The 26,672-nt window shown below is 63.9% G+C and carries 24 protein-coding genes; 16 read left to right on the forward strand and 8 right to left on the reverse strand.

Going from position 1 to position 26,672, the window contains the following annotated elements; all coding sequences use genetic code 11:
• The first annotated feature begins 242 nt into the window (after window positions 1–242).
• The 3 genes from dusA (at window position 243) to ACTRWG_RS04645 (ending at window position 2,992) form a co-directional block, all read left to right on the forward strand.
• Entirely contained in the window at window positions 243–1,244 is a 1,002-nt protein-coding gene (gene dusA / locus ACTRWG_RS04635; protein ID WP_027237915.1) for a tRNA dihydrouridine(20/20a) synthase DusA, read from the forward strand.
• Window positions 1,245–1,330: 86 nt separating this feature from the next.
• The gene (locus tag ACTRWG_RS04640; protein ID WP_036798014.1) at window positions 1,331–2,185 is read left to right on the forward strand and encodes a sulfite exporter TauE/SafE family protein; all 855 of its coding nucleotides are present in this window, start codon (window positions 1,331–1,333) and stop codon (window positions 2,183–2,185) included.
• A gap of 9 nt (window positions 2,186–2,194) precedes the next feature.
• Entirely contained in the window at window positions 2,195–2,992 is a 798-nt protein-coding gene (locus ACTRWG_RS04645) for a phytanoyl-CoA dioxygenase family protein (protein WP_027237913.1), read from the forward strand.
• A 34-nt stretch (window positions 2,993–3,026) separates the two neighbouring features.
• On the opposite strand, the gene ACTRWG_RS04650 is transcribed toward ACTRWG_RS04645, so the two are convergent.
• The 4 genes from ACTRWG_RS04650 to ccmI all read right to left on the reverse strand — a co-directional run bounded on the left by ACTRWG_RS04650 (window position 3,027) and on the right by ccmI (window position 5,443).
• Window positions 3,027–3,332, reverse strand: a complete 306-nt coding sequence (locus ACTRWG_RS04650; RefSeq protein ID WP_154667860.1) for a hypothetical protein — start codon at window positions 3,330–3,332, stop codon at window positions 3,027–3,029.
• 165 nt (window positions 3,333–3,497) lie between these two features.
• A complete protein-coding gene (locus ACTRWG_RS04655) occupies window positions 3,498–3,731 on the reverse strand; it encodes a DUF1289 domain-containing protein (protein WP_027237912.1) in 234 nt (77 codons plus the stop codon).
• A gap of 3 nt (window positions 3,732–3,734) precedes the next feature.
• Complete coding sequence (gene ruvX / locus ACTRWG_RS04660) at window positions 3,735–4,208, reverse strand: Holliday junction resolvase RuvX (RefSeq protein WP_027237911.1); 474 nt, start codon at window positions 4,206–4,208, stop codon at window positions 3,735–3,737.
• Window positions 4,205–5,443: a c-type cytochrome biogenesis protein CcmI gene (gene ccmI, locus ACTRWG_RS04665; RefSeq protein WP_027237910.1), complete on the reverse strand. Its 1,239-nt coding sequence runs from the start codon at window positions 5,441–5,443 to the stop codon at window positions 4,205–4,207. Before ccmI ends, ruvX begins: the two co-directional genes overlap by 4 nt.
• 188 nt (window positions 5,444–5,631) lie before the next feature.
• Between ccmI and ACTRWG_RS04670 the strand changes: the two genes are divergently transcribed.
• The 10 genes from ACTRWG_RS04670 (at window position 5,632) to rarD (ending at window position 14,752) form a co-directional block, all read left to right on the forward strand.
• A complete protein-coding gene (locus tag ACTRWG_RS04670) occupies window positions 5,632–6,876 on the forward strand; it encodes a sarcosine oxidase subunit beta family protein (protein WP_027237909.1) in 1,245 nt (414 codons plus the stop codon).
• 33 nt (window positions 6,877–6,909) lie between these two features.
• A complete protein-coding gene (locus ACTRWG_RS04675; RefSeq protein ID WP_027237908.1) occupies window positions 6,910–7,251 on the forward strand; it encodes a sarcosine oxidase subunit delta in 342 nt (113 codons plus the stop codon).
• Window positions 7,252–7,300: 49 nt separating this feature from the next.
• Window positions 7,301–10,333: a sarcosine oxidase subunit alpha family protein gene (locus ACTRWG_RS04680; RefSeq protein ID WP_027237907.1), complete on the forward strand. Its 3,033-nt coding sequence runs from the start codon at window positions 7,301–7,303 to the stop codon at window positions 10,331–10,333.
• The gene (locus ACTRWG_RS04685) at window positions 10,326–10,892 is read left to right on the forward strand and encodes a sarcosine oxidase subunit gamma (protein ID WP_027237906.1); all 567 of its coding nucleotides are present in this window, start codon (window positions 10,326–10,328) and stop codon (window positions 10,890–10,892) included. The genes ACTRWG_RS04680 and ACTRWG_RS04685 overlap by 8 nt, the downstream gene beginning before the upstream one ends.
• A gap of 305 nt (window positions 10,893–11,197) precedes the next feature.
• Complete coding sequence (locus ACTRWG_RS04690) at window positions 11,198–11,527, forward strand: hypothetical protein (RefSeq protein WP_462829037.1); 330 nt, start codon at window positions 11,198–11,200, stop codon at window positions 11,525–11,527.
• 158 nt (window positions 11,528–11,685) lie between these two features.
• Window positions 11,686–12,102, forward strand: a complete 417-nt coding sequence (locus ACTRWG_RS04695) for a hypothetical protein (RefSeq protein WP_027237904.1) — start codon at window positions 11,686–11,688, stop codon at window positions 12,100–12,102.
• A 254-nt stretch (window positions 12,103–12,356) separates the two neighbouring features.
• Window positions 12,357–12,959, forward strand: a complete 603-nt coding sequence (locus tag ACTRWG_RS04700) for a superoxide dismutase (RefSeq protein ID WP_008557774.1) — start codon at window positions 12,357–12,359, stop codon at window positions 12,957–12,959.
• Between the two features lie 154 nt (window positions 12,960–13,113).
• A complete protein-coding gene (locus ACTRWG_RS04705; RefSeq protein WP_027237903.1) occupies window positions 13,114–13,308 on the forward strand; it encodes a hypothetical protein in 195 nt (64 codons plus the stop codon).
• A 4-nt stretch (window positions 13,309–13,312) separates the two neighbouring features.
• Complete coding sequence (locus tag ACTRWG_RS04710; protein WP_027237902.1) at window positions 13,313–13,768, forward strand: host attachment family protein; 456 nt, start codon at window positions 13,313–13,315, stop codon at window positions 13,766–13,768.
• Window positions 13,769–13,840: 72 nt separating this feature from the next.
• The gene (gene rarD, locus ACTRWG_RS04715; protein WP_462829038.1) at window positions 13,841–14,752 is read left to right on the forward strand and encodes an EamA family transporter RarD; all 912 of its coding nucleotides are present in this window, start codon (window positions 13,841–13,843) and stop codon (window positions 14,750–14,752) included.
• Here rarD and ACTRWG_RS04720 read toward each other — a convergent pair.
• Entirely contained in the window at window positions 14,689–15,240 is a 552-nt protein-coding gene (locus ACTRWG_RS04720) for an LOG family protein (RefSeq protein WP_462829039.1), read from the reverse strand. The genes rarD and ACTRWG_RS04720 overlap by 64 nt on opposite strands.
• Before the next feature lie 124 nt (window positions 15,241–15,364).
• On the opposite strand from ACTRWG_RS04720, the gene ACTRWG_RS04725 reads away from it, so the two are divergent.
• Window positions 15,365–17,008 carry a LysM peptidoglycan-binding domain-containing protein gene (locus ACTRWG_RS04725; RefSeq protein WP_462829040.1) on the forward strand — a complete coding sequence of 548 codons (1,644 nt, stop codon included), beginning with the start codon at window positions 15,365–15,367 and terminating at the stop codon, window positions 17,006–17,008.
• Window positions 17,009–17,105: 97 nt separating this feature from the next.
• Window positions 17,106–18,935, forward strand: coding sequence for an ABCB family ABC transporter ATP-binding protein/permease (locus ACTRWG_RS04730; RefSeq protein ID WP_260003855.1), 1,830 nt, complete (start codon window positions 17,106–17,108; stop codon window positions 18,933–18,935).
• Between the two features lie 81 nt (window positions 18,936–19,016).
• On the opposite strand, the gene ACTRWG_RS04735 is transcribed toward ACTRWG_RS04730, so the two are convergent.
• The gene (locus tag ACTRWG_RS04735) at window positions 19,017–21,188 is read right to left on the reverse strand and encodes a methyl-accepting chemotaxis protein (RefSeq protein ID WP_462829041.1); all 2,172 of its coding nucleotides are present in this window, start codon (window positions 21,186–21,188) and stop codon (window positions 19,017–19,019) included.
• Between the two features lie 123 nt (window positions 21,189–21,311).
• Between ACTRWG_RS04735 and ACTRWG_RS04740 the strand changes: the two genes are divergently transcribed.
• Window positions 21,312–21,587: a hypothetical protein gene (locus tag ACTRWG_RS04740; RefSeq protein ID WP_154667859.1), complete on the forward strand. Its 276-nt coding sequence runs from the start codon at window positions 21,312–21,314 to the stop codon at window positions 21,585–21,587.
• 53 nt (window positions 21,588–21,640) lie between these two features.
• Here the strand turns inward: ACTRWG_RS04740 and ACTRWG_RS04745 are convergent, their stop codons facing one another.
• Window positions 21,641–25,477: an efflux RND transporter permease subunit gene (locus tag ACTRWG_RS04745; RefSeq protein WP_027237896.1), complete on the reverse strand. Its 3,837-nt coding sequence runs from the start codon at window positions 25,475–25,477 to the stop codon at window positions 21,641–21,643.
• The gene (locus ACTRWG_RS04750) at window positions 25,474–26,589 is read right to left on the reverse strand and encodes an efflux RND transporter periplasmic adaptor subunit (protein WP_027237895.1); all 1,116 of its coding nucleotides are present in this window, start codon (window positions 26,587–26,589) and stop codon (window positions 25,474–25,476) included. Before ACTRWG_RS04750 ends, ACTRWG_RS04745 begins: the two co-directional genes overlap by 4 nt.
• Window positions 26,590–26,672: the final 83 nt, after the last annotated feature.

Raw genomic sequence — 26,672 nt, forward strand, 5'->3', positions numbered from 1 at the left:
CAGAAGGTCGCTCAGGGCTCACCAAAGCAGATACTCGCGTCAGACCCGCCTTCACATTATCCCTGCCTGCCGGCGCCCGCCGCCGGCCTCAATCAAAACAGCCGCATCCCCGCCTGCGGGCGGGGCCCCTCGGCGGTTTTCCTTGATCCCGCCGCCTGTCCCCGGCTGTCTGTGCTCACGCGAAGGCGGCTCCGGAGCAGATCAGCTTGGCAGATGGCGGCACAGGGCCTATATGGCGCGGCATGAGAGATTTTGCCCCCCTGCACCAGGCCGCGCGTTTGAGCGTGGCGCCCATGATGGATTGGACTGACCGTCACTGCCGCTACTTGCACCGGCTGCTGAGCCGGGAAGCGCTGCTTTATACCGAGATGGTGACGGCGCCCGCGCTGGTGCGCGGCGGGGCGCTGCATTTGCTAGAGTTCAATGCCGAAGAGCATCCGGTGGCATTGCAGCTGGGCGGCTCTGATCCGGAGGAGCTGGCTGAGGCGGCGCGTTTGGGTGAGCAGGCGGGCTACGACGAGATCAACCTCAACTGCGGCTGCCCCAGCGACCGGGTCCAATCCGGCGCCTTCGGGGCGGTGCTGATGCAGACGCCGGAACTGGTTGCGGATTGTGTGTCCGCTATGCGCGAAACGGTGGATGTGGAAGTCACCGTCAAATGCCGCATTGGCGTCGATGAGCAGGAGCCGGAAGAGGTGCTGCCGGACTTCCTGGAGAAAATCCGGGATGCGGGCTGCCGGCGGGTGACCATCCACGCACGCAAGGCCTGGTTGCAGGGCCTGTCCCCGAAGGAGAACCGGGACATCCCGCCGCTGGACTATGACCTGGTGCACCGGATGAAGGCGACGTTCCCGGATCTGCATATCTCGATCAACGGCGGCATTGCGACGCTGGCAGATGCGAAGGCGCATCTGGACCGCGGCCTGGACGGCGTCATGGTGGGCCGTGCGGCTTATCATCAGCCGGCTGATGTGCTCTGCGCGGCGGACCCTGAGATTTACGGCACCGGCACGGTGAGCGATCCGGGCGGCGCCGTGCGGCAGATGCTGCCCTATATCGAGGCGCGGCTGAATGAAGGCGCGAAGCTCAACCAGATCACCCGCCACATGCTGGGGCTGTTTGCGGGCAAACCCGGGGCGCGGCAGTGGCGGCGGATGCTGTCCGAAGGCGCCTGCCGCACCGGCGCCGGGCCGGAGCTGGTGCAGGAGGCGCTGGCCCAGGTGGAGACGCGCGCCGCAGCGTGACGGTACGCCTCACGCGCTAGTGCCTTGTGCGGGCCGGGCGCGGCGGCTAACCCTTTGCCGGTGAACCAAAGCCCGAGGTGACCCGCATGACCGACCCTGCTCTGACCGCAGCCCTGTGGCCCGCGCCTGCTCTGCTGATGCAGATGGCAGCGCTGCTGGTGGTGATTGGCGCCTTTGCAGGCGTGCTGGCCGGCCTTCTGGGGGTTGGCGGCGGCATCGTGCTGGTGCCTGCGTTCTTCTATGCTTTCCAGACACTGGGCTATGGCGGCGATCAGCTGATGCAGATTTGCCTGGCGACCTCCCTGGCGACGATCATCGTGACCTCGATGCGCTCTGTCATGAGCCACAATAAGAAAGGCGCGGTGGATTGGGAGATCCTGCGCAGCTGGGGCATTGGCATTGCGCTTGGGGCTGTGGTGGGCGTGCTGGCGGCCTCCGCCCTGCGCTCCACGGTGCTGCAAGGGGTGTTTGGCGGGCTGGCGCTGGTGATCGGCTGTTACCTTGGGCTGGGACGCTCCGAGTGGCGGCTGGCCGAAGCCATGCCCAAGGGCGTTAAGCGGATGGTGCTGTCGCCTGCGGTCGGCTTCCTGTCGGTGCTGATGGGCATCGGCGGCGGCAGCTTCGGGGTGCCGCTGATGACCCTGCACGGGGTGGCGGTGCACCGGGCGGTGGCGACCGCTGCGGGCTTTGGCGTGATCATCGCGGTGCCCTCGGTGGCCGGTTTCCTGCTGCTGGAAGTGGACCCGGCCGTCCGCCCGCCGCTCACCATCGGGGCTGTCAATCTGGCGGCCTTCTTCATCGTGATTGCAATGACGCTGATCACCGCGCCCTGGGGGGTGAAGCTGGCCCATGCGATGGATCCGAAACCGCTGAAACGGGTGTTCGGGGCGTTTCTGGTGCTGGTGGCGCTGAACATGCTGCGCAAGGCCTTTGGGTACTAAGGGGGCGTCATGCCGGAACAGATCAAGCAGTTTCAGAACAAGGGCTGGGTGCGGTTCGGCCATGATACGCGGGTCGCGGCCTGGGCAGCGGATGCGCTGCAACATGGGGTGCAGGCGCTGCACGACCCGTCAAACGCCGAGTGGTTCCAGTGCGAGCGGACCTGGTTTATCGGCGTTGATGCGCTTCCGAATAATGCTGCGGGACGCTTGCCCGGCGGTCCGCCGCTGGCGGGGGCGCCTGTTGATTTCATCACGCAGAACCTTGGTCCGATCCCGGATCTGCACCGGGCGCAGGTGTCCTCGGTCTTTCCCGGTTACCCGCGCCCGCGTCCGGGTGAGGGCGAGGCCGCCTTCCACTACCGCGTCAAACGCGATGCGGCGCATGTGGACGGGGTCAAGATGTACGGCGGGCACCGCCGCCGCAAGGTGGAGGAGCCGCATGCCTGGGTGCTGGGCATCCCGCTGAATGAAAGCAGCGCCGATGCCGCGCCGCTGGTGATCTGGGAGGGCAGTCACAGGATCATGTGCCGCGCCTTTGCCGCGGCGTTCGAGGGTGTGCTGCCGCAGGACTGGGCGGATGTGGATGTGACCGATGCCTATACGGCTGCCCGCGCCGAGGTGTTCGAGACCTGCCCGCGGATCACGGTGCACGCCAAGCCGGGCGAGTCGTATCTGATGCACCGGCTGTGCCTGCACGGGGTCGCGCCTTGGGGAGAGGGGGCATCAGCGCCGGTAGAGGGGCGGATGATTGCGTACTTCCGGCCAGAGCTGGCGGATTGGACCAAAGGGTGGCTGGCGGAGGGGTAGGCAGCAGTGCGCGCCTTTTGTCAGGGCGCGCCTCTTATCCGCCGATCCATTTGAGTGTTCCCCAGAAAGCAAAACACATTACTGTCCATTCGGCAGGCACAGAAAGACTGTGGTTGTAGTTCATCAGCCTGCCCGGAGTTGAAAACAGCTGCCGTTGTTCTGGCGAACACCTGAGCCAAAGAACGGTTTCGATGAGTGTTCTCAATATGAGGAACCGGAAACTGATCCAAAAAAGCCAAGGCGCTACGCGGAAAATCACAGTCATCGTGAAGCTGCCGAGGCAGAGAGACGCAATGACAAGCAGTTTGTTTGGGAATGAAAGCAGCAGATGTTCTCCCATTCGAAATAGGTCAGCACTCCTGCCTGAATGTTTCGCGCGCGAAACATTGGGTCAGTGCTTATTCCGCATGATTTGCAAACGGTTACCTCACCGCGCGCCGCGTTACATTTTTGATAACCCATGTCCGAGAAGCTAAAAACAGGTTCCCACTTTTGAGCGACATGCTTAGCTGCGCTTGAGCCTCGCGCCGCGGCCGCCGCGGCGCTTGACCAGTTTGCTGGCGCGGTCGGGGAGGTCGTTCATGATGCCGGCGCGCTCCTCGTTGGTCATTTTCGACCAGTCGCGGATTTCGTCGATGGAGCGGTAGCAGCCGGTGCAGATGCGGGCCTCGGGGTGGACGACGCAGATCTTGATGCAGGGGGACTGGATCTCGTCCCGTTTCCATACGTCGTCAGTCATATCTCACCCGTTCTTCAAATGCCGCATCCGGTCCAATGCGCCTTGCAAGATATAGGAGGCCGCGACGTGGTCGATAACCTCTGCGCGGCGTTTGCGTGTCGTATCTGCCTCAAGAAGCGCTTTTTCTGCCGCCACGGTGCTGAGGCGCTCGTCCCAGAAGCTGATCGGCAGATCGGTCAATTGCATCAGGTTGCGGGCAAAGGCGCGGGTGGATTGGCAGCGGGGGCCCTCAGAGCCGTCCATGTTGCGGGGCAGGCCCAGGAGGATGCCGCTGATGTCGCGCTGCTTGATGATCTCCAGCAGCCGCGCGGCGTCGACGGAGAACTTCTTGCGCTTCACGGTTTCCAGCGGTGTCGCCACCGCGCCGATACGGTCGGAGACGGCGACGCCGATGGTCTTGGTGCCGAGGTCCAGCCCCATCAGCGCGCTCATCGGCGGCAGGGCGGCGGCGAAGTCTTCGAATGCGTCGTGGATCATTCTGCAATTCCCGACTGGGCGGCGATGGTTTCCAAAAGCGCCAGCGCCTCGGCATCCGCCTCGAATGCGCCGCGGGCCTCGTCATAGACGGTGCGGGCGCGATCGGTTTCGCCCAGCACCGAAAGGGCTCCGATCAGCCGGGCCCATTCCTCGGCGCTGCCGCCTTCGGTTGCCAGCCGGTCCGACAGGCGGGTGACCATGCCGCGGATCATCTCCTGCTGCTCTTCAGCGGACAACTCGCTGGCGGAGGACATGTCTTCGGCGCTGGGGCCGGGCAGGGCGGGGGCAGTGCCGCCGCCGGGTGTGATGGGCCGGTATTCAACACCGGCGCGGAAGGCCATTTCCTCGATCTGGCCCTGAATGCCCTTGACCCAAGGAGCATCCGCCGGGCCGTCGCGCAGTGTTGCGGCCCACTCGCGGTAGGCGAGGTCCGGGCGGCCGATCTGGCCCAGCATCAGACCCCAGTAATAGCGGGCAGGCCCGTGGGAAGGGTCAATGGCCAGCGCTTTTCGCAGATCCGCCTGCGCCTCTGGCGAGACATAGCCGCCGGTTGCCATGATCTTGAGCTCGGCCAGCTCGGTGAAGTCGCGGGCGTTGACCTTGCCCTCGGCCAGGCTGATGTATTTGGCCTTGGCCTCATAAGCGGACTTGAAGTTGCCGAGGTTGGCCTCGTGCTGCGCCAGCAGGGCCTGTCCGCGGGCGTCGTTCTCCCGCTGGCCCGCTGTCTCGCGCAGCTGTTCGACCAGTTTGACATAGCCTTCCTCCACCTGCGGTTTCGGCAGGGGGGGGACCTCGGCTTCGGCCTCAGCCTGCGAGGGGCGGTTTTCGGCGCGCTCGCCGGCCATGCGGACGCGGTCCTTGAGGCCCAGGTCTCCATACCCCGGCGCACCAAGCTGCCAGTAGAGGCCCAGGGTGCCGCCGGTGATCAGCAGCGCAATGGCAATGGCAGAGACCAGCGACAGGGACCTGGGCTGGGCGTGGCCGGACTTGCGCTTTTGCAGCTGGGCGTCGGCGGCCAGGATGCGGCGGGAGATTTCCGTGCGGATGCGCTCTGCGTCGCCTTCATTGATGACGCCGCGGGCCAGGTCCTTGTCGACCTCGCGCAACTGCTGGCGGTAGACCCGCAGGTCGTAGGCCGCGGCAGGTTCGCCTTGCTCGCGGGCGCGAATGATGATCATTGCCAGCAGCAGGGCCGCCGAGAATGCGATGAGTGCGGTGACTGTCCAGAAAACCATGCCGTCTCCGAAGTTTGGTTTTCATCTATATGCGGCGGGCGGCGAACAAAAGGGCCAAACTGCCGCGGGATGCTGCAATGCGTCATCGGCTTATGTCGCAATAACGCAGAAAGAGGACGATAAACGGCACTGGCTTGCCATGCGTTTCGGGCATACCCGCTATCAGACACGAACCATCGGATTCGCTCATGAAACGCTATTCAGTCTTTGCTGTCGCGCGGGAAGCCCTGCGCTATCACACCGGATGGGAGCGCGCCTGGCGCTCGCCGGAACCCAAGCGCCACTACGATGTGATCATCGTCGGGGCGGGCGGGCACGGCCTCGCCACCGCCTACTACCTGGGCAAGAATTTCGGCATTACCAATGTCGCAATTATCGAGAAAGGCTGGCTGGGTGGCGGCAATACGGGCCGGAACACCACCATCATCCGCTCGAACTACCTGCAGGATCCCTCGGCTGCGATCTATGAGAAGGCCCGCAGCCTGTATGAGACCATGTCGCAGGATTTGAACTATAACGTGATGTTCTCCCCGCGCGGCGTGATCATGCTGGCCCAGACCGAGCATGAGATCCGCGGCTACAAGCGCACCGCGCACGCCAACCAGCAGCAGGGCGTTTCCACCGAGTGGATCACCCCGGAGCGGGTTAAGGAGCTGGTGCCGATCATCAACCTGCATGGCCCCCGCTATCCTGTGCTGGGCGGCCTGTGGCAGGAGCGCGGCGGCACCGCCCGCCACGACGCCGTGGCCTGGGGCTATGCGCGGGCGTGCTCCGACATGGGCATGGACATCATCCAGAAGTGCGAAGTCACCGGCGTGCGCACCGAAAACGGCCGCACCGTGGGTGTCGACACCACCAAAGGCCCGATTGATTGCGACAAGCTGGGCATGGTTGTGGCCGGCAACGCCTCTGTGCTGGCGGAAATGGCGGGCTTCCGCCTGCCGATGGAATCCGTGGCGCTGCAGGCGATGGTTTCCGAGCCGATCAAGCCCTGCATGGATGTGGTTGTGATGGCCAACACCGTGCACGGCTACATGTCCCAGTCCGACAAGGGCGAGATGGTGATCGGCGGCGGCACCGACGGGTTCAACAACTACACCCAGCGCGGCAGCTTCCACCACATTGAGGAAACCGTGCGCGCCCTGGTCGAGACCTTCCCGATGGTCAGCCGTCTGAAGATGCTGCGCCAGTGGGGCGGTATCGTGGACGTGACCGGCGACCGCTCGCCGCTGATCTCCAAAACCCCGGTCCAGAACTGCTTTGTCAACGCAGGCTGGGGCACCGGCGGCTTCAAGGCGATCCCGGGCTCGGGCTGGGCGATGGCGGAGCTGATCGCCACCGGACATTCGCCGCTGACCGAAGAGTTCTCGATGAACCGCTTCAAGGAAGGCAAGTTCATCGACGAGAGCGTCGCCGCCGGTGTGGCGCACTAACGCTGCAGAATTCAATTTTACGGAGCAAGCAAAATGCTGATCCTTGAGTGCCCTTACTGCGGCGTTAAAGCCGAAGAAACCGAACTGGCCGCGGGCGGCGAAGCGCATCTGAAGCGCTTTGGCCCCGGCTCCAATGACGATGAGTTCCATGACTACCTGTTCATGCGCGAAAACCCCAAAGGCGTTCATTTCGAACGCTGGCGCCATGCCAACGGCTGCGGCAAGTGGTTCCACGCTGCCCGCTGCACCATGACGCTGGAGGTCTTTGGCACCTACAGCGCTCAGACCACTGAGCCGCCGAAGGAGATTCAGGACAAGATCTCTGCCAAACGCCCGGGCTGGACCTGGCGCGAATTCTCGGACGGTCAGAAATGACCTTCCGCCTGACTGAAACACCCGCTTTTCTTTTGAAAGGTCTGCGCCCATGAGCACGCGTCTTGCCAAGCACGGCCGGCTGATCGACCGCTCCAAACAGATCGACTTCACCTTCAACGGCAAGCGCATGAAGGGCTTTGCCGGCGATACGCTCGCATCCGCCCTGCTGGCCAACGGCCAGGTGATGATGGGCCGCTCGTTCAAGTACCACCGCCCGCGCGGCGTTGTCGCTTCCGGCTCGGAAGAGCCCAATGCGCTGATGCAGCTGGGTGTGGGCGACCGGTATGAGCCGAACCAGCGCGCCACCACCACCGAGCTGTTCTCGGGCCTGACCGCGCAGTCGCAGAACCACTGGCCGAGCCTGGAGTTCGACGTTCTGTCGGTGAATAACAAGCTGTCGCGTTTCCTGACTGCCGGCTTCTACTACAAGATGTTCATCCACCCGCGTCCGCTGTGGAAGCACGTCTATGAGCCGATCATCCGCAAGTCCGCCGGTCTGGGCGCCGCGCCCGACAAGGAGCTGAAGGACGCCGACACCTACGAGCACTTCTACTTCTTTGCGGATGTGCTGGTCATCGGCGGCGGCGTTGCCGGCCTGCAGGCAGCCAAGGCGGCTGCGGCGTCGGGCGCCAAGGTTCTGGTTCTGGAGCAGAACAACTTCTGGGGCGGCCGTGCGCCGGTCGACGGCGGCACCATTGACGGCGAAGCGCCCGAGGCCTGGATCGAAAAGACCCTGGCTGAGCTGCGCGGAATGGACAATGTCACCTTGCGCGACCGCTGCATGGGCTCCGGCGTCTATGACCACGGCTATGCCCTGGGCTACGAGCGCCTGACCGACCACGCGCCGGGCCAGGGCGGCCCGCGCCATCGTCTGTGGCGGATCCGTGCCTCCCAGATCGTCACCGCAACCGGTGCCATCGAGCGTCCGCTGTCCTTTGCCGGCAACGATGTGCCGGGCGTGATGCTGGCGGCCTCGATGCGCGACTATGTGGTGAACTGGGGCATCAACCCGGGCCAGAAGGTCGTGGTTGCCACCAACAACGACGACGCCTACCGCACCGCGCTGGTGCTGCATGATGCGGGCGTCGAAGTGGTCCGTGTGGTTGACACCCGCGAAACCGGTGGCGGCGAACTGATGGAAGCCGTGCGCGAGAAGGGCATCCGGGTCGAGCTGGGCCGTGCCATCGCCAAGGTGAAGGACGGCAAATGCGTGACCCAGGTCTCCATCTGCGCCCAGAACGGCGAAGGCGGAGCCCGCGAGGAAGTCGAAGCAGACGCGGTTGCCATGTCCGGCGGCTGGTCGCCGGTGGTGCACCTGTGGTCCCACTGCGGCGGCAAGCTGATCTGGGACGAGAAAAACGCCAACTTCCGCCCCGATGCCTCCCGTCCGCCGCTGGGCGACAACGGTCAGGGCTTTGTGGTTCCGGCCGGTGCCGCGAACGGCGAGTTCGGCCTGGGCGCGCTGCTGGAAGACGCGGCAGCGGCTGGTGCCAAGGCAGCTGAGGCGGCGGGCTTCCCGGCGAAATCCGTGACGGCTGCCAAGGGCGAGTCCGAGGCGGAAGCGCAGATGGAAGCGGTGTGGCTGATGCCCGCAAAGGCAGACATCAAGCTGCGCATGAAGTCCTGGCTGGACTATCAGAACGACGTGAAAGTCTCCGACGTGCAGCTGGCTGCGCGCGAAGGCTACGAAAGCGTCGAGCACACCAAGCGCTACACCACGCTGGGCATGGCCACCGACCAAGGCAAACTGTCCAACATCAACGGCCTGGCCATTCTGGCCGACAGCCTGAACTCGGAAATCCCGCAGGTGGGCACCACCACCTTCCGTCCGCCGTACCACCCGATCTCGCTGGGTGCGATCGCTGGCGAGGCCCGGGCCGAGATCTTCCAGCCGGTGCGCAAGACGCCGATCTACGACTGGATGGACAAGAACGGCGCGGATTGGGAACCGGTTGGCCAGTGGCGCCGCCCGTTTGCGATCACCCGCCCGGGCGAGGACCGTCATGCCGCGGTGAACCGAGAGGTGAAGAACACCCGCGAGAACCTCGGCCTGCTGGACGCCTCGACCCTCGGCAAGCTGATCGTCAAAGGCCCCGACGCCGGCAAGTTCCTGGACATGCTGTACACCAACATGATGTCCACGCTGAAGGTCGGCAAATGCCGCTATGGCCTGATGTGCTCGGAGAACGGCTTCCTGATCGACGACGGTGTGGTTGCCCGCATCGACGAAGACACCTGGCTGTGCCACACCACCACCGGCGGTGCCGAAAGCATCCATGGCCACATGGAAGAATGGCTGCAGACCGAATGGTGGGACTGGAAAGTCTACGTTGCCAACGTGACGGAGCAGTACGCCCAGATCGCCGTGGTCGGCCCCAACGCCCGCAAGGTGCTGGAGAAGCTGAACGCGCAAGCGGGCGGCGGCATGGATGTCTCCAAAGAGGCGCTGCCGTTCATGGAATGGCGTGACGGCCAGATCGGCGGCTTTGATGCCCGCGCCTTCCGGATCTCCTTCTCCGGCGAGCTGTCTTTTGAGATCGCGGTTGCGGCCTCTGAAGGCCAGGCATTCTGGGATGCGCTGATGGAGGCTGGCAAGGAATTCGGCGTCATGCCTTATGGCACCGAGACCCTGCACATCCTGCGGGCCGAGAAGGGCTTCATCATGATCGGCGACGAGACCGATGGCACTGTGATCCCTCAGGATCTGGGTCTGCATTGGGCGCTGTCGAAGAAGAAGGAAGACTACCTGGGCAAGCGTGCGCAGCAGCGCTCGCACATGGCGGATCCGGACCGCTGGCAGCTGGTCGGCCTGGAAACCGTCGATGGCTCGGTGCTGCCGGACGGCGCCTATGCGGTGGGCGAGGGCGTCAACGCCAACGGCCAGCGCAACATGATCGGCCGGGTGACGTCGACCTATCACTCCGCAACCCTGGGCCGCGGCATCGCCATGGGCCTGGTCAAGCATGGTCCCAAACGGATGGGCGAAGTGATCGAGTTCCCGGGCACTGACGGCAAGACCTATAAAGCCAAGATCGTCGATGCGGTCTTCTACGACAAGGATGGAGAGAAGCAGAATGTCTAAGGCTGTTTCCGTACTGAACGGCGCCCGGTATTCCGGGCTGGCCAAGGTCGAGGATGCCGGTCTGCAGGGGATGATCACCCTGCGCGGCGATCTGGGCTCATCGGCACTGAAGGCGGCTGTCAAAGCCGCCACCGGCGCCGAGGTTCCGGCCCAAGGGACTGTCAGCATTGCCGAAAACGGCGCGGCGGCCTGGATGTCCCCGGACGAGCTGCTGCTGCTGGTGCCCTATGAGGACGCCGTTGCCAAGACAGCGGAAGTGGCCGGGGCGCTGAAGGGCGAGCACGCGCTGGCGGTGAACGTCTCCGACGCCCGTGCCTTCTTCCGCCTCTCGGGCGAGGGCGCGCGCGAGGTTCTGGGTAAGGTGAGCCCGGTGGACTTCGACGCCGCGGCCTTCACGCCCGGCCAGTTCCGCCGCTCGCGGCTGGCACAGGTGGCTGGCGCCTTCTGGCTGAACGAGGACGGCAGCTTTTATATCGTCTGCTTCCGCTCGGTTGGCGAGTATGTGTTCAAACTGCTGAGCGCAGCGGCCCATCCGCAAAGTAAAGTGGGTGTTTATTAAAATTATCACTCGCTTTTTGCTTGTGACGCCACCCCGCGTCAATTACGGTGCCCTGGAGATGTTCCGGGGCACCGCCTTTTTTAGAGCAGATGCCTCCGAACGGTTCCTTTGCAGGGATTGAAATTGTTCTATTTTTCAGCTGGTTACCGGTCATGGGAAGCAGCTGTGTGAAGATGTTTCGGGGGCGGCTGATGGGTCTGCTGAATTGCGGCTGTGTTGCACTATTTTTTACGCTCGCCGGCGCGGCTGCCGCAGCGGGCTCCAGTTTCCGCTGCAACCTGGAACCTATTTCCGGCGACACCTGGGTGCCCAGCAGGATTGCCATCGAGTTTTCCGATGATTTCACCGCGGCGCAGATCACCGACGCCGCGTTTGGCGTCTCTGTTCCGGCCAAGGTGGTCAGGCGCAGCCGCACCTCCTACGCGCTCAGCTGGTCGTTGCCAGGGCTTGCGGTGCTGATGGAGAGCGGCGAGGCGGAGCCGCGCTTCCGGGCGGTGCTGAACACGGCCAACCTGAAAATGAGCATCCAATCCATCCGCCTTGAAGAGGGGATGCTGCTGCCGCGCGGCTCCGGCAGCTGCGAGCGGCTGGAAGCGCTGTCGCAGCTGGCGCAGTATCAGGCCTATCTGCAGTAGCCAGGCGTGCGCGCTGCCGGGGCCGCATGGCAGCACCGGGGCTGTAGCAAGTTTGCCTTCTTTTCAATCATTGCAACCAACCTTCGCGAGAGGGTGGTTGCGTTTTGCATTGGCAGGTTGCATTCCGTTTCCGGAAACTGATTTTAGGACTTAGGTGCATGAAACGTATTGCTCTGGCAGGCTGTATTGCGGCTGCGAATTTTCTTGGCCAACCAGTCTCTGCTGAGACTGTTTATGACTGCGATATCAAGGTTTTTACAAACAACGGCTGGATTGCGCCACGGGTTCTGGTGCTGTGGGACGACAGCAGCAAAACCGCAAAGATCTATGACGGCTACATCGACCAGCTTGTCGGTGAACCGCTGGCCGCAAAGGTCGTGCAACGGAACGAAATGGCTTATGACCTGTCGTGGCGGGTGAATGACATCCCGGTCAGCAACGCCCGCACCAAGGTGGACGGGCTGTATTCCGCCGTGTTCAACATGCAGAAAAACACCCTGTCGATCCGGGGTGTGATCACCGGCTTCGCCAACGCGCCGCGCGGACGCGGCAAGTGCAAGGTCAAGCAGGACTAGGCGGCGCAGGCCCGAACCGGAAGGCTGGCAAGCGCCGCCGGACGGCGAGCGGACTGGCGGCTGAGGCGGCGGCGGCAGCGGGTCCCCGCAGCGGCTGATGCCGGACCGGGCCGCAGGTCTTCGGCCGGGCTGCTTCCGCCCCGCGGGTGCACGCACGGCTTGCACGGATTTCGTGCCTTGGCCTCTTGACCTGCAACCCGCCGCACCGCATGTATCTGCGCAGGAACGCAAACAATTTTGACAGGGGGCCCAAAATGGCTTTTGAACTTCCCGATCTTCCTTATGCACATGACGCGCTGGCCGCCAAAGGCATGTCGGCAGAAACCCTGGAATACCACCATGACCTGCACCACAAGGCCTATGTTGACAACGGCAACAAGCTGATCGCCGGCACCGAGTGGGAAGGCAAGTCGCTGGAAGAGATCATCAAGGGCACCTACGACGCTAACGCGGTGGCCCAGAACGGCATCTTCAACAACATCTCCCAGCTGTGGAACCACAACCAGTTCTGGGAAATGATGGGTCCGGGCGAAAACAAGATGCCGGGTGAGCTGGAGAAGGCACTGACCGAAAGCTTTGGCTCGGTTGACAAGTTCAAGGAAGAATTCTCTGCCGCAGGCGCCGGCCAGTTCGGCTCCGGCTGGGCCTGGCTGGTCAAAAAGGCGGACGGCTCGCTGGCTGTGACCAAGACCGAAAACGGCGTCAACCCGCTGTGTTTCGATCAGACCGCGCTGCTGGGCTGTGACGTGTGGGAGCATTCCTACTACATTGATTTCCGCAACAAGCGCCCGGCCTACCTGACCAACTTCCTGGACAACCTGGTGAACTGGGAAAACGTCGCCTCCCGCCTGGGTTAAGACGTCAGAACCGGAGCCCGGCGCCGCAGTTGGCGCCGGACCGCAAGCATTCCGCCCGCGCAGCATTGCTGTGCGGGCTTTTTCATGGCATTTTCAGGAACTATGCCCCTCGCTGCACGTTGATCCGCTACACGCGCATTTCAAGGAGGTTTCCATGGCTGAACGCAAACGATCCAAAGACGGACACCGCGAGACAGAGGAGATCCCCGGTGCTAAGGGGAGCGTCTCGCAGCAAGGCCGGACCGGTGGCGGGTTGCAGCGCGACATCGCCTCTGAAGACGAGCTGAAGCGGGCCAAGGAGCGCCCGGCCGGCAGCACCCGCGTAACAAAATCCAAGGAGCAGGAGTGACACCATGACCTTTTTGACGCAGGGCACCTGGGTGCTGGTTGCAGACAGCGAAAAAGCGCTGTTCCTCGAAAACACCACAGACGCGCAAAACCCGAACCTGAAGGTGCGGCGCAAGGACGAACAGGAAAACCCCTCTGACCGCGAGCAATCGGCCAACCGGCCGGGGCGGTTCAACGACGGCCCCAGTGTGCACCGCTCGGCAGTGGATGACACCGACTGGCACCAGCTGGCCAAGGAACGGTTTGCCTCTGACTTGGCGGACCGGTTGTACAAGATGGCGCACAAGGGCGAGTTTGAGCGTCTGGTTCTGGTGGCAGCCCCCGAAGTGCTGGGCGAGCTGCGCAAGAACCTGCACAAGGAAGTCGCCGATTGCGTCGTTGGCGAGGTCGCAAAAAACCTGACCAACCACGAGACCAGCAAGATCGAGGATATGGTGAAACAGGCGCTTGAGAACGCTTAAGGGCTGAGGCCCGGGGCTTGACCCTTGCCCCTGTCCGGTGTCTGTCAGCAGACGCAAGGGCAGGGGCAAATCATGCGGGAAACACATCTGGGCGTCATGGCGATGATCTCGGCCTGCGTAGTCTGGGGGCTGTCGGGGATCTACTACAAGGCGCTGTCGCATGTGCCGCCGGAGCAGGTGCTGTCGCACCGTGTGCTGTGGTCGTTCCTCTTCTTTGCGGGCGTGTTGCTGGTGCAGGGGCGGATCAGAGCCTTGCGGGCGGCCTTCGCTGACGGGCGCAGCGCGCTGCTGCTGGCATTTGCCACGGCGATGATCTCGCTCAATTGGTTTGTTTTTATTTCCTCCGTCCAGACCGGCCACGCGACTGAGGCGAGCCTGGGCTATTACATCTTTCCTTTACTGAGCGTGCTGCTGGGGCGGCTGGTGTTTGGAGAACGGCTGGCCCGGGCGCAGCTGCTGGCCGTTTTGCTGGCCGGGGCCGCGGTGGCGGTGCTGTCCTTCGGGCTGGGCGCCGCGCCGCTGATACCGCTGGTGCTGAGTGTGAGCTTTGCGCTCTATGGCGTTGCCAAGAAACGGCTTTCACTGGGGCCGGTGGTTTCGGTCACCGCTGAGGTTCTGCTGATCCTGCCGGTGGCGCTGACAGTCATCTGGCTGACCGGCGGCGCTGGGTTACTGGGCAGTCCGGCAGATGCGGCCATGCTGGCGTTTTCCGGTATCCTGACAGGGCTGCCGCTGATCCTGTTCAGTTATGCCGCCAAGCGGGTGCGGCTGGGCACTGTGGGCGTGCTCCAGTACCTGAACCCGACGCTGCAGTTCCTGGTGGCGGTCCTGCTGTTCGCTGAGCCCTTCACCCCCTGGCATGGCGCCGCCTTTGCGCTGATCTGGAGCGCGGTTGCGGTGTTCTCTTTCTCGGCGTTGCGTCAGGAGCGCGCGTCGCGCAGGGCGGCAATGGCGGCCACCGGGGTGTCAGCCCAGATCAGGTAATCTGCCAGGTCGGGCCCGGCGAACCCCTCGCCGATCAACTGCTCCAGCAGGGCGCGCAGCTTGTCCCAGTAACCCGCAGTATTCAGGATCACGATCGGCTTAGAATGCAGGCCAAGCTGGCGCCAGGTGAGGGCCTCGAACAGCTCATCCAGCGAACCAGCGCCGCCGGGCAGCACTATGACCGCGTCAGCGTTCCACAGCATCACCTTCTTGCGCTCATGCATGGTCTCCGTCACCACATATGTGGTGAGATCCGATTTGCCGACCTCGCGCCGCTCGAGGTGGCTGGGGATCACCCCGAAGGTTTCGCCGCCGGCCTGCTGGGCCGCGCGGGCAACCTCGCCCATCAGCCCGACATCGCCGGCGCCATAGACCAGGCGCATGCCGCTACTGGCAAGCCCGGCACCCAGTGCACGAGCGGCCTCTGCATAGGCGGGCTGCGCGCCTGCGCGTGATCCGCAATACACACAAACGGATTTGATGCTCATCGGCCAGCCTTTCCGTGGAATTTCAAGGTGCAAAGCAATTGGTGTTTTGACCCGTGATAGCGGGATTGGTAGGTTTGCTCAACTAAGCGGAAGGGAACATTCCGCAAACGTCGAAGGGAAAGACATGGCGGATGCATCTGGAAGCGGGGGTCTGGGGGCTCTCACACTTGGCGCTGTTGCCGGCGTGGCCGTGGTGCTGGGCGGAGTGGTGCTGTTCCAGCTGGGAGTATTCGGCACTGGCCAGACGGATGGCGAGGCCGCAAACGGGCAGCCCGGCGGGCAGCAAGCGGCAGATAGCGCCGCCTTCCAGGGCGACGGCGAGGAGTCTGGCCAGCCGCTCCAGAACCGTGCAGCAAACGCGCCGGTTGAAGCGGAGCCTGAGAGCGCTGCTGCCGGGGCTGAGCCGGATCAGAAAGCGCCTGAAAGTGCAGCGGTTTCAGACGAGCCTGCGGCAGAGGACGCAGCGGAGTCCCCGCAAGCAGACACCCCGGCGGCGGCTGAGGACGCACCGGTAACTGCCGGTGCAAAAACGGAAACCTCGCCGGTTGAAAGCCCTGCAGGGAATGAGGAGATTGCCCTGGCGTCGCCCTCTGATCCGGCAGCAGAGGCGGCGCAGACGGCAGACGAGAGCAAGGAAGACCTGTTTGTCCTGCAAGCCCCGGAGCTGGATCTGGTGCGGGTGGACCGCGACGGCGCGGTGGTGATTGCCGGGCGGGCGCAGGAGGGTGTCCAAGTCTCGGTGCTGCTGGATGGCCAAGTACTGGAGCAGCTGGAAGTGCCGGCAGGCGGGGAGTTTGTCTCCCTCACCACCATTGCGCCAAGTTCCGATGCGCAGGTGGTGTCGCTGCTGGCAGAGTACGGCGGCCAGCAGAGTGCATCGGGCGACACCTTCATTCTGGCGCCGGTCAGCCCGCTAGCCTCCGGAACAGCTTCCGGCGAAGGCACCAGCGTACCGGCAGAGACGGCAGCAGCCGCGCCCGCCGCCGCGGACCAGGTTGCAACGCTGGACCCGGCGGCCGGAGCAGAGACAGCGCAGCCCGCTGCGCCCGCGGCAGGGGCAGAGCCGGATGACGCCGGCGCCGCAGCCGATGGAGCCGGGGAGGCCGGGAGCATACCGGCAACCGGCGGCCAGCAGGGCACAGCATCCCCCGCATCGGCAGCGCCGACTCCGGCGGTTGCTGCTGATCCTGCCGCGCCGCAGCCTCAGGGCCAGGCCGTTGCGGTGCTGCGGGCCGGGCAGGACGGGATTGAAGTGGTGCAGCCCGCGGTCCCGGCCGACCCGGAACTGAGCGACGAGGTGGCGCTGGATGCCATCAGCTATAACGGCGCCGGTGCCGTGCAGCTTTCGGGCCGGGCCCGGCCGAAATCGCGGGTGCGGGTCTATGTCGACAATGCGCAGGTTGCCGAGATTGACGCAGCTGAGGACGGCCGCTGGAATGGTGAGCTTGAAAACGTGCCGCCTGGTCTCTACACGCTGCGCGTCGATGAAATCGAGCCGGGCAGCGGCAAGGTTGTGAGCCGCCTGGAAACCCCCTTCAAGCGCGAAGCGCCCGGTGCGCTGCCTCAGCCTGCGGGCGATGCCGCGCCGGATCAGCCTGTGCCGCTGGTGCGCTCGGTGACGGTGCAGAAGGGCGACACGCTCTGGGCGATCTCGCAAGAGAAATTCGGCAGCGGGTTTCTGTATGTGCGGGTGTTCGAGGCAAACAAGGGCGCGATCCGCAATCCGGACCTCATCTATCCGGGGCAGGTCTTTACCATCCCCGAGTAAACCTGGGAAAACGCGCCCTTGCGGCGCGTTTTTTCTGCCTGCCCCTCGCAAATCCGAGAACAGGTGAATATCTGAAGCGGTCTAGCCAGGAAACGCCATGACCCAGACAGACCAGGCGGCCGTGCCGTCCCAAGCAGACATCGCCAAAGAAGAGCGCCGCTCCGGCCTGCGCACCCTGCGGAAGGTGGGGCCGTATCTGTGGCCGAAAGGAAACCGTGCGGTGAAAGTGCGGGTGGTTCTGGCACTGGCGGTGCTGGTTCTGGCCAAGCTGATCGCGGTTTATACGCCGATGCTGTACAAAGGCGCCGTGGACAGCCTCGCGGGCGAGGGCGTGCCGCCACTGGCGCTGGGGGCGGTCGGCCTCACCGTGGCCTATGGCGTGTCGCGGGTTCTGACCACCGGCTTCCAGCAGCTCCGTGATGCGGTGTTTGCGCCGGTGGGCCAGCGGGCGCTGCGCCGCCTGGCGCTGGAGACCTTCACCCATATCCACCGCCTGTCGATGCGCTATCACATCACCCGCAAGACCGGGGGCCTCAGCCGGATCATCGAGCGCGGGGTGAAGGGGGTCGAGTTCCTCTTGCGCTTCATGCTGTTTTCCATCGGGCCGCTGATCCTCGAGCTGACCCTGGTGGCCATAATCCTGACGGTGCTGTTTGACGCCTGGTATCTGGCCGTGGTGGCCGGCACCATCGGGCTTTATGTCTGGTTCACCTTTGCGGTCACTGAGTGGCGGGTGAAACTGCGCCGTGAGATGAACAAGCAGGACACCGATGCAAATCAAAAGGCGATCGACAGCCTGCTGAATTTCGAAACGGTGAAGTATTTCGTCGCTGAAGAGCGCGAGGCGGCCCGGTATGACGGGGCGATGCGGGGCTATGCGCAGGCGGCCTTGAAAACGGCCTACTCTTTGGCAGCGCTGAACTTCGGACAAAGTGTGATCATCACTGCGGGCCTCATTGGCGTTATGGTGATGGCGGCCATCGGGGTGGAACAGGGCAGGCTGACGGTCGGCGATTTTGTCATGGTCAACGCCTATATGATCCAGATCACCGTGCCGCTGAATTTCCTGGGCACTGTCTATCGCGAAATCCGCCAGAGCCTGGTGGACATGGGCGAGATGTTCGACCTGCTGGAACAGCCCGCCGATGTAAGCGACCGGCCCGGAGCCGGCGAGCTGAAGGTCAATGGCGGGCGGATCACGCTGGAAGACGTGCGGTTTTCCTATGATGCCGGGCGGGAAATCCTGAAAGGGATCTCGCTGCAGGCGGAGCCGGGCCAGACCGTGGCCATTGTCGGCTCCACCGGGTCGGGCAAATCAACCATCGGGCGGCTGCTGTTCCGGTTCTATGACGTGACCGGCGGGGCGCTCAAGATCGACGGGCAGGATGTGCGCGACGTGACCCAGAAGAGCCTGCATCAGGCGATCGGCGTGGTGCCGCAGGACACCGTGCTGTTCAATGACACGATCCGCTACAACATTGCCTATGGCCGCGACGGGGCCACCCAGGAGGAGGTGGAGCAGGCGGCCCGCGATGCGCAGATTCATGACTTTATCACGGCGCTGCCAGAAGGGTACGACACCCAAGTGGGTGAGCGCGGGCTGAAACTGTCGGGCGGTGAAAAGCAGCGCGTGGGGATTGCCCGGACGCTTCTGAAAAACCCGCCGGTGCTGCTGCTGGATGAGGCGACTTCCGCGCTGGATACCGACACTGAGCAGGAGATCAAAGAGGCGCTGGCGCGCGCCGGGCAGGGGCGCACGGTGCTGACGATTGCCCACCGGCTGTCGACCATTGCCGAGGCCGACAGGATCGTGGTTCTGGAGAAGGGCGAGATTGCCGAGACCGGCACCCATGAGGAACTGCTGGCCAAAGACGGCCGCTATGCCCGGCTGTGGCAGCGCCAGCAGGCGGATCAGGACGCGGCCTGAGCACGGGCATAGCGCGTTTGAGCAGTCAACGAGAAAGGCCGGTCCTTGGACCGGCCTTCGTGTGTGTTTTGCAGCTTGGTTTCAGAAATCGCTCCAGGCGGCATTTGCTGCTTTGGCCGGCATCGGCACTGCGGAGCCGAATTCGAGCTCCCCGCCATGTGCGCTGGGGGCGGCAGGTGCTTCGGCGGTGGGAGCCTTGCGGATGACGGCGCCTGCCGCGCCATTGAGTTTGAACTGCCCCATCAGCTCTGCCAGCTTACTTGCATCCGTGTGCAGCATGTGGCCTGCGGCGGTGGCTTCCTCGACCATGGCCGCGTTCTGCTGGGTGACCTGATCCAGCTGGCTGACACCGGTATTGATCTCGCTGAGGCCGGTGGACTGTTCGGCGGCGCCCTCCGCGATGTTGGTGACAAGTTCCGAGATGGTGTTGACCCGGCTGACGATGCTGGTCAGCGCGTCCCCGGTTTCACCGACCAGGTCGACGCCCTGTTTTACATGCTTGGAGCTGTCGCCGATCAGGGTTTTGATCTCGGTGGCAGCATCGGCAGACCGTTGTGCCAGCGCCCGCACCTCTGAGGCGACAACGGCAAAGCCCTTGCCGGCCTCACCCGCCCGCGCGGCCTCGACCCCGGCGTTCAGCGCCAGCAGATTGGTCTGAAAGGCGATGTCGTCGATCACCGAGATGATCTGTGCGATCCTGAGCGAGGATTGCTCGATCTCAGTCATCGCCGAAACCGCGCGCTGCACCACCTGGCCGCTATCTTCGGCTTCCTGGCGTGCTTCCTGCATTGTCACTTCGACGTTGCGCGCACCATCGGCGGAAGATTTCACCGAAGCCGTCAGCTGTTCCAGGGCTGCGGCGGTCTGTTCCAGCGTGGCAGCCTGGCTTTCGGTGCGGTTGGACAGATCGTCCGAGGCGGTGCTGATTTCGGTCGCGCCATTGTGGATGCTGCCGGTTGCCGCGATCACCTGTTGGATGGTTTCCTTCAGCGTGGCAACGGTGGAGTTGAAGCTTTGCCTCAGCTCTTCGTACTCTTCCGGGAAGGCCTCCTCGATGGTGCAGTCCAGATCGCGGTTGGACAGGCGGGCGAGATGGTCATCCAGCTTGCCCACAACCGCGCCGCGGTCGGCGATGCGGCTGGCCTCGATGGAGGCGAGCCGGTCCTCGGCCTCGGCCAGGGCGGCACGGGTTTTTTCCATCGCACGGCTCAGGCCGCCGGCTTCGGTCCGGTCGTTCAGATGGGCCGGTTCAAAGTCGAACTCCTTACGCGCCAGCCGGTCCAGGTCCGCCTGCAGGCTGCCGAACTGCCGGGTGAAGGAGAGGATCAGGCGCAGCCCGGTCAAAGCGCTGAGGATCAGGGCAAGCGCCACCGCTGCCACGGTCCCGATCAGCGCCCGGCGGGCCTGCGACGCCTCCTGCTGCGCGCGGGCCATCATCGCGCCGGTGACGGTGGTTTCTGCCGTCCGCAGGGAACTGACCCAGCGCGTGGCCCGCTCAAACCAGTCTGTGACGGCAACCTCCGGGGCCGGGGCGCCGGGGCCTGCGGTCAGAACCTGCTCGCGGATGCCGGGCAGCCCGCTGGGGGCCAGGCCTGCGCGCAGCTCCAGCGCCGGAAGGCTTTGGCCGAAGGCCAGCGCGGCGATGTCCAGAAGCTGGCCCTCAACCGCGCCTGTGCGGATGAACCAGCGGTAGGTTTCCAGAGAAAAACTGCCCTGTCCGAAACCGGAGGCCCCGGCAGCGCGCTGCTGGCCTGCGGCTTCCTTGGCATAGGCGAGGCTCACCAGCCCGGTCCCAAGCTGCGCCAGTTCGGCATTCTTGGGGTGCAGCAGCCGGATGCTGACGCCGCGCAGGAGATTGGCAATAGTTTCCGAGTAGCGCGCGCCCATCTGGCCCGGTTGGAGCTGGCGGCCGGTCACGGCGTCACGCAGGGCGGCCAGCCCGTCCAGATGTTTCAAAGCGGCGGCAGCGCCCGCTGGCACCTGCTGGATGGCGTTGTCGGATTTGGCCCGGGCCTCCTTCAGAGCGCGGGAGGCCCCGGTGCCGCCGGAGGACAAAAAGACGGCAGACAGGCCGCGTTCGACCTGCAGATCGTGAATGACTTTCATCAAAGCCACGGATTCCCATGTCTCAGCCTCAGTCAGTTGCGCGTCCTGAAAGCGGTTCCAATCCGACAGCGCCTTGAGGCCGCCAACACCGGCCAATGCAAGAAGCGGGATTATGATCAGCGCCAGAATTTGCGAGCGTAGTGACATTCTTCTCTTTCCCAACCAGTAAGACAATGCGGAGCGGCGGTACTTGGGCTCCTGACGCTCCGTTGCACGCAGGGGCTAACAAACTGTGAACGTTTGCATTGGCCTGAAAACCTTTGAAATCACGTGGAATTTTTGGATGCTGCGTTTGCGTCATCCAGTGGCGCCTGCTGCCGCAAACCGTTGCAAAGGTATGAGCGGGAGTCATTTATTATTGTGGCCGATGGCCTGGGCCTTTCTGAAATACTCAAGTTTTTCAGAAGGTTGCCGGTGGATGTTCGCGAGCTTGAAGGCGGCGCAGGTTTTTCCCGGGTAGGCGCAATTTTCGGGAAAAAACATGGCTGCGACAGCAAGCAGCCGGCAAGCGGTGCGTGTTCCGGTGCTATGCGGGCGCCGGCTTGAGGCAGAGTTGAGGGCTGAAATGAAAAATGCCCCGCCAATTGGCGGGGCGCTGATTACTCGGCGGCGCGCAGCCTGCCTTCAGAGGGCGGCGAGGGCTCATCGTCGTCTTCTGCCTGAGGCTCCGGTTCTGCCGGGGCGGCGGTCTCGTCACCCTCCCACAGGATTTCCGTGCTCGGCAGGGCGCGGGCCTTTTTGAACAGGCGCGAATCCTGCGCGATGCGGCTGGAACGGCCGCGGGTGAGGCGCGACAGCGCCCGGCCCAGCATGTGCATATAGGTGGAGAACCATACCCGGATCGCCAGCAGCGACGGGGTCACCACCAGGGTCAGCACGGTGGCAATGCCAAGTCCGAAGACAACAGCAGTTGCCAGCTGTTTCCACCACAGCGCGGTGGGGCTGTCGATTGAGTAGCCGCCGTTGATGAAGTCGAGGCTGACCCCGAACATCATCGGAGTGAGGCCCGCCATCGTGGTGATGGTGGTCAGCAGCACCGGGCGGATACGTGCCTCGGCGGTGCGGATGATTGCCTCAAGCCGCGGCATCTGCTGGCTGAACTCCTGATAGGTGTCGATCAGAACGATGTTGTTGTTCACAACAATTCCCGCCAGCGCCACGATGCCGGTGCCGGTCATGATGATCGAGAACGGCTGCTGCATCACCATCATGCCGATCAGCACGCCGGTGGTGGACAGTACCACCGCCAAGAGCACCAGCACAGAGTTGTAGAAGCTGTTGAACTGCGCCAGCAGGATCACGAACATCAGCGCCAGCGCGCCGGCAAAGGCCTTGGACAGGAAGGCACCGGATTCCTCCTGCTCCTCCTGGTCGCCGGTCCATTCCCAGGCAATGCTGCGCGGCAGCGGCTCGGTCTCCAGCCATTCGGTGATGACCGCAATCCGCTCGTTCGGGTTCACCGGGCTGATCTTGGCGCCGTTGTCCAAGGCGTCCAGCACCGCGTCAAAGCTGTCTGCGCCAGTGAGCGTCACCAGTTCCATCAGCCGGCCGTTCGGGGCAGTGAGGCTGTCGCCGTTGGCAGCCGTGCCCTCAGGCACTTCCTTCAGCAGGGCCAGGCGGGTCATTTCACCGGTGTCCGGATCCTCAAGGATGACCTTGTTCAGACCGGCTTCCACATCCGCCTTGACGTCATAGAACCGTTCCTGGCCGATGCGGTTGATCTGCGCCAGTTTCGGCACCGGCTGGCGGGTTACGAAGTTCGAGAGCGGCACCAGCCCGTCGGAAGTGCGGACCTTGAGGTTGTCCAGCGTCGACAGCACCCGGTCCTGTTCCGGCAGGCGGACGCGGATCTCGATCTCCTCGTCGGAGCTGTCGACTCGCATGGTGTCCAGCAGGATGCCGCGGGTGACCAGCTGCACCATCGCGCCCACGGTCGCCACATCGGCGCCGTAGCGGCCGGCCTTTTCGACATCCACATTGATCTGCCAGTCGATGCCGGGCAGGGGCAGGCTGTCTTCGATCAGGATCAGGCCGGGGGTGTTCTCGAACTGCTCCCGTGCGGCCAGGGTGGCGCTGGTCAAGTCTTCCCAGCCGTCGCCGCGCAGGCGCAGATGCACCGGCTTGCCGGAGGCAGGACCCTGTGCCAGGGCGCGCACCTCGACCTCGAAACCGGGCAGCTTGGCCAGCTGGGCGTTCAACTGGTCGATCACGGTGTTGCCGTCATATTCTTCGGCGATGATTTCCTTTTCAAAGCCGAGGTATTTGCTCAGCAGAGCGCCGAACCAGCCGTTCAGGGGCTCCGTTTCGGTGGGGCGTTCCTCCCACGGGATGATCTCGAACTGCACCTGGCCGATAGTGTCCGGCGGCAGTTGTGCCCCGGAGCTGTCAGTGTTCAGGCCGCCGTCGCCGGCAAAGGAGAACACATTGATCACCGCATGGTGATCCAGAATGACCTCCTCGGCGGCGCGCACCATCTCGTCCTTTTCGTGCAGCGAGATGTTGCCGCGGGCGCGGACATAGGCGGTGGCCTGTTCCGGCTCCGAGTCGACGAAGAATTCAACGCCATAGTTGTTTTCGCTGAACATCGAGAACACGGTCATGATCGCGAAACCCACGGCGGCGACCGTCACGATGGGCATCACCGGGTTGCCGGCGATGAACTTGATCACATGGCCGAACGGGGTGTGGTGGTAGCCGGGAGCGACCTCTGTTTCCTCGCGCTCCACCTTGACCGAGCTGAGGGTGATCGAGGCGGCAAAGGCTGCGAGCGTAAAGACCAGCCCGCCGAACAGCACACCCGCCATCGGGCCAGTTCCCTCTCCCAGCAGGTAGGAGGGGTTCAGCATCTGCATCGCGCCTGCAAACATGCCCCACATGGAGACCGGCACCAGAGCCGCGCGCAGCCACCAGGGTGCGATCATCCGCAGGCCGTGGGAAGCGCCCTCGAACGTGCGGCTGATACGGCCGGTGACACCGCCCATCACGGGCAGGTAGATCAGCGCCACCACCAGCGAGGCCGACAGCACGAAGATCAGGGTGACCGGAAGCATGCCCATGAACTCACCCGGCACGCCGGGCCAGAACAGCATCGGCAGGAAGGCGCAGAGCGTGGTCGCGGTAGAGGACACAATGGGCCAAAACATCCGCTGCGCCGCCTCGACATAGGCGTGCATCGGGCCGGTGCCTTCCTTGATGCGCTTGTCGGCGTATTCCACCACCACGATGGCGCCATCGACCAGCATCCCCACGGCAAGGATCAGGCCGAACATCACGATGTTGGAGATCGAGATGCCCATCAGCGCAAGCAGCGCGAAACACAGCAGGAACGACGTCGGGATCGCAAAGCCGACCAAGAGCGCCGCGCGGCTGCCAAGCGCCGACAGCACCACGATCATCACCAGCGCGATGGCGGTCAGGACCGAGCCTTCCAGCTGGCTGACCATGGAGCCGACAACGCGGCTCTGGTCGTTGGAGGTGCCGACCTGGACCGCTGCGCGCAGTTCCGGCGGCCATTTGGATTTGGATTTTTCCAGGGTCGTCTTCACCAGATTGACGGTGTCGATCAGGTTGTACCCTTTGCGCTTGACCACCTGCAGGGCCACCGTGTCCTCGCCGTTGAAGCGGGCGGTGCCCTCGCGGTCCTCGAAGGTGAAGTTGATCTGCGCCAGCTCACCCAAGGTGACCACGCGGTCGCCGTTGGTTTTGACCGGCAGCTGATAGATGTCCTTCACGTCGTCGAAGGAGGAGGGGATCTTAACCGAGAACGCGCCCTGGCTGGTCTCGACCTCACCCGCCGCGATCAGCTGGTTGTTGTTCTGCACCACATTGATCAGCTCCAGCGCGGTGACGTTGTAGGCCTCCAGCCGAAGCGGGTCGATCAGCACCTCGACCATCTCGTCGCGGTTGCCTGCAATGCCTGCCTCCAGCACTGCATCCAGCGCCTCAAGGTCGTCCTGCAAGTCCTTGGCAATTCGCGCCATCGTCCGTTCCGGCACGGCGCCGGTCAGGTTCACGATGACGATCGGGAATTCGGAGAAGTTGATCTCGGTGATCGAGTATTTCTCGGCGCCTTCCGGGAACTCTGCCTCCGCCTTGTCCATGGCGTCGCGCACGTCGGCCATGATGGCGGTCTTGTCCCAGCCGAATTCAAACTCCAGCGCTACCCCGGCATAGCCTTCGGCGGCGGTGGAGGTCATCTTATCGAGCCCGTCGAGATCGGCAAGCTCGGTCTCCATCACCTTGACCATCAGGGATTCTGCGTCCTCGGCAGAGATGCCGGGGAAGGGGACTGAGATGAACAGGGCCGGGATTTCGATATCCGGCTCGCCCTCTTTGGGCAGCATTGAATAAGCGAAGCCGCCGACAAGCAGCGAGATAGCGATGAAGGCGAGGACCATCCGGGCGCGGCCGGCGGCCCAATCGACGATGCCAATCACTGTTCAGTCTCCCGGTAGGTGGCCGCCACGGCGACGCCTTCGGTCACAAAGTCCTGTCCCACGACAATCACGTCGGCGGTTTCGGGCAGGCCGCCGAGCCAGACGCCGTCGGCCTCATCCCGCAGAAGCTGCACGGGGTAGAATACCACGGTGCTGTCGGATCCGACAACGCGAACGCCCAGCTGGCCCTCGTTGTTCAGCGTCAGCGCCGATTGCGGCAGCTTGTGCGCCAAGGAACCGGCCGAGGAAATCGCGATGTCTGCGGTCTGGCCGTCGCGGATGCTGAGGTCCTGGTTCGGCACCGTAATCTCGACCTCAAAGGTGCGGGTGGTAGGGTCGGCGGAGCGGCTGAGGAAGGTAACCTTGCCCTGAACCGTCTGGCCGGTGGACAGCTCTGCACCTGCGGTTGCGCCCAGTTCCACCTTGTTGACCTCTGCCTCCGGCACATAGCCTACCAGCTTGATGGTATCGAGCTGGATCACGGTGCCGCACAGGCTGCCGGGCTGCAGCAGGCTGCCAAGTTCCGCAGTGTCGCTTTCCAGCAGGCCCGCGAACGGGGCTTTGATCGTCAGCCGCTCCATTTCCTTTTCCGCGGCGGCAACCGCGGCAATGGCAGTGCGCTCCGCGGCTTCGGAGGCGGCCAGCCGGGTCTCCGAGGCATAGCCGCCTTCAGACAGTTTGGAGGCGGCGGTGAGATTGATCTGGGCTTCCTTCAGCCGTGCCTGCGCTTCTTGCAGCGCGGCATCGCGGGTGCCCGGGTCCAGCTGGCACAGCACATCGCCCTGCTCAACGTGGGCGCCCTTGCGCAGCGGTTCGGAAATCACGGTTGAGGTGGTCTCGGCCCGCACCTCCACCTGGCGGATTGCCTGGGTCTGGCCGCGCAGGATTACTGCGTTGCCGATGGTGCGCGCCTTGCTTTGCAGGGCCACGACCCCGACGCGCGTGTCTTCGGCTTGGGCTGCATCTTGGCCTTCAGCAGCTTCCGTTTCGCTTTGGGCTGCGTCTGGGGCATCCTCGCCGCGGGCAAAGGCCATCAGTTCGTCACGCTGAATGACCACCATATAGAGGCTGGCTGTCACCACCACTGCGGTCAGCATCGGAATGATACGCATGTCGGGCCTTTCCTTATTCCTGTCAGCTCCCTGTGCGCTGTGCTCCTGGGCCGCCGGCGGCAGGGCTGAGTACAAGGAGAGTC

Source organism: Leisingera sp. G5_S3_59_S7 (assembly GCF_054968485.1).

Coding starts and splice junctions, on each gene's coding strand:
- ACTRWG_RS04670 (WP_027237909.1), top strand. CDS start 5,632: ATGAAACGCTATTCAGTCTTTGCTGTCGCGCGGGAAGCCCTGCGCTAT.
- ccmI (WP_027237910.1), bottom strand. CDS start 5,443: ATGGTTTTCTGGACAGTCACCGCACTCATCGCATTCTCGGCGGCCCTG.
- ruvX (WP_027237911.1), bottom strand. CDS start 4,208: ATGATCCACGACGCATTCGAAGACTTCGCCGCCGCCCTGCCGCCGATG.
- ACTRWG_RS04680 (WP_027237907.1), top strand. CDS start 7,301: ATGAGCACGCGTCTTGCCAAGCACGGCCGGCTGATCGACCGCTCCAAA.
- ACTRWG_RS04700 (WP_008557774.1), top strand. CDS start 12,357: ATGGCTTTTGAACTTCCCGATCTTCCTTATGCACATGACGCGCTGGCC.
- ACTRWG_RS04695 (WP_027237904.1), top strand. CDS start 11,686: ATGAAACGTATTGCTCTGGCAGGCTGTATTGCGGCTGCGAATTTTCTT.
- rarD (WP_462829038.1), top strand. CDS start 13,841: ATGCGGGAAACACATCTGGGCGTCATGGCGATGATCTCGGCCTGCGTA.
- ACTRWG_RS04675 (WP_027237908.1), top strand. CDS start 6,910: ATGCTGATCCTTGAGTGCCCTTACTGCGGCGTTAAAGCCGAAGAAACC.
- ACTRWG_RS04640 (WP_036798014.1), top strand. CDS start 1,331: ATGACCGACCCTGCTCTGACCGCAGCCCTGTGGCCCGCGCCTGCTCTG.
- ACTRWG_RS04655 (WP_027237912.1), bottom strand. CDS start 3,731: ATGACTGACGACGTATGGAAACGGGACGAGATCCAGTCCCCCTGCATC.
- ACTRWG_RS04685 (WP_027237906.1), top strand. CDS start 10,326: ATGTCTAAGGCTGTTTCCGTACTGAACGGCGCCCGGTATTCCGGGCTG.
- ACTRWG_RS04730 (WP_260003855.1), top strand. CDS start 17,106: ATGACCCAGACAGACCAGGCGGCCGTGCCGTCCCAAGCAGACATCGCC.
- ACTRWG_RS04750 (WP_027237895.1), bottom strand. CDS start 26,589: ATGCGTATCATTCCGATGCTGACCGCAGTGGTGGTGACAGCCAGCCTC.
- ACTRWG_RS04725 (WP_462829040.1), top strand. CDS start 15,365: ATGGCGGATGCATCTGGAAGCGGGGGTCTGGGGGCTCTCACACTTGGC.
- ACTRWG_RS04720 (WP_462829039.1), bottom strand. CDS start 15,240: ATGAGCATCAAATCCGTTTGTGTGTATTGCGGATCACGCGCAGGCGCG.
- ACTRWG_RS04735 (WP_462829041.1), bottom strand. CDS start 21,188: ATGTCACTACGCTCGCAAATTCTGGCGCTGATCATAATCCCGCTTCTT.
- dusA (WP_027237915.1), top strand. CDS start 243: ATGAGAGATTTTGCCCCCCTGCACCAGGCCGCGCGTTTGAGCGTGGCG.
- ACTRWG_RS04645 (WP_027237913.1), top strand. CDS start 2,195: ATGCCGGAACAGATCAAGCAGTTTCAGAACAAGGGCTGGGTGCGGTTC.
- ACTRWG_RS04705 (WP_027237903.1), top strand. CDS start 13,114: ATGGCTGAACGCAAACGATCCAAAGACGGACACCGCGAGACAGAGGAG.
- ACTRWG_RS04650 (WP_154667860.1), bottom strand. CDS start 3,332: ATGGGAGAACATCTGCTGCTTTCATTCCCAAACAAACTGCTTGTCATT.
- ACTRWG_RS04710 (WP_027237902.1), top strand. CDS start 13,313: ATGACCTTTTTGACGCAGGGCACCTGGGTGCTGGTTGCAGACAGCGAA.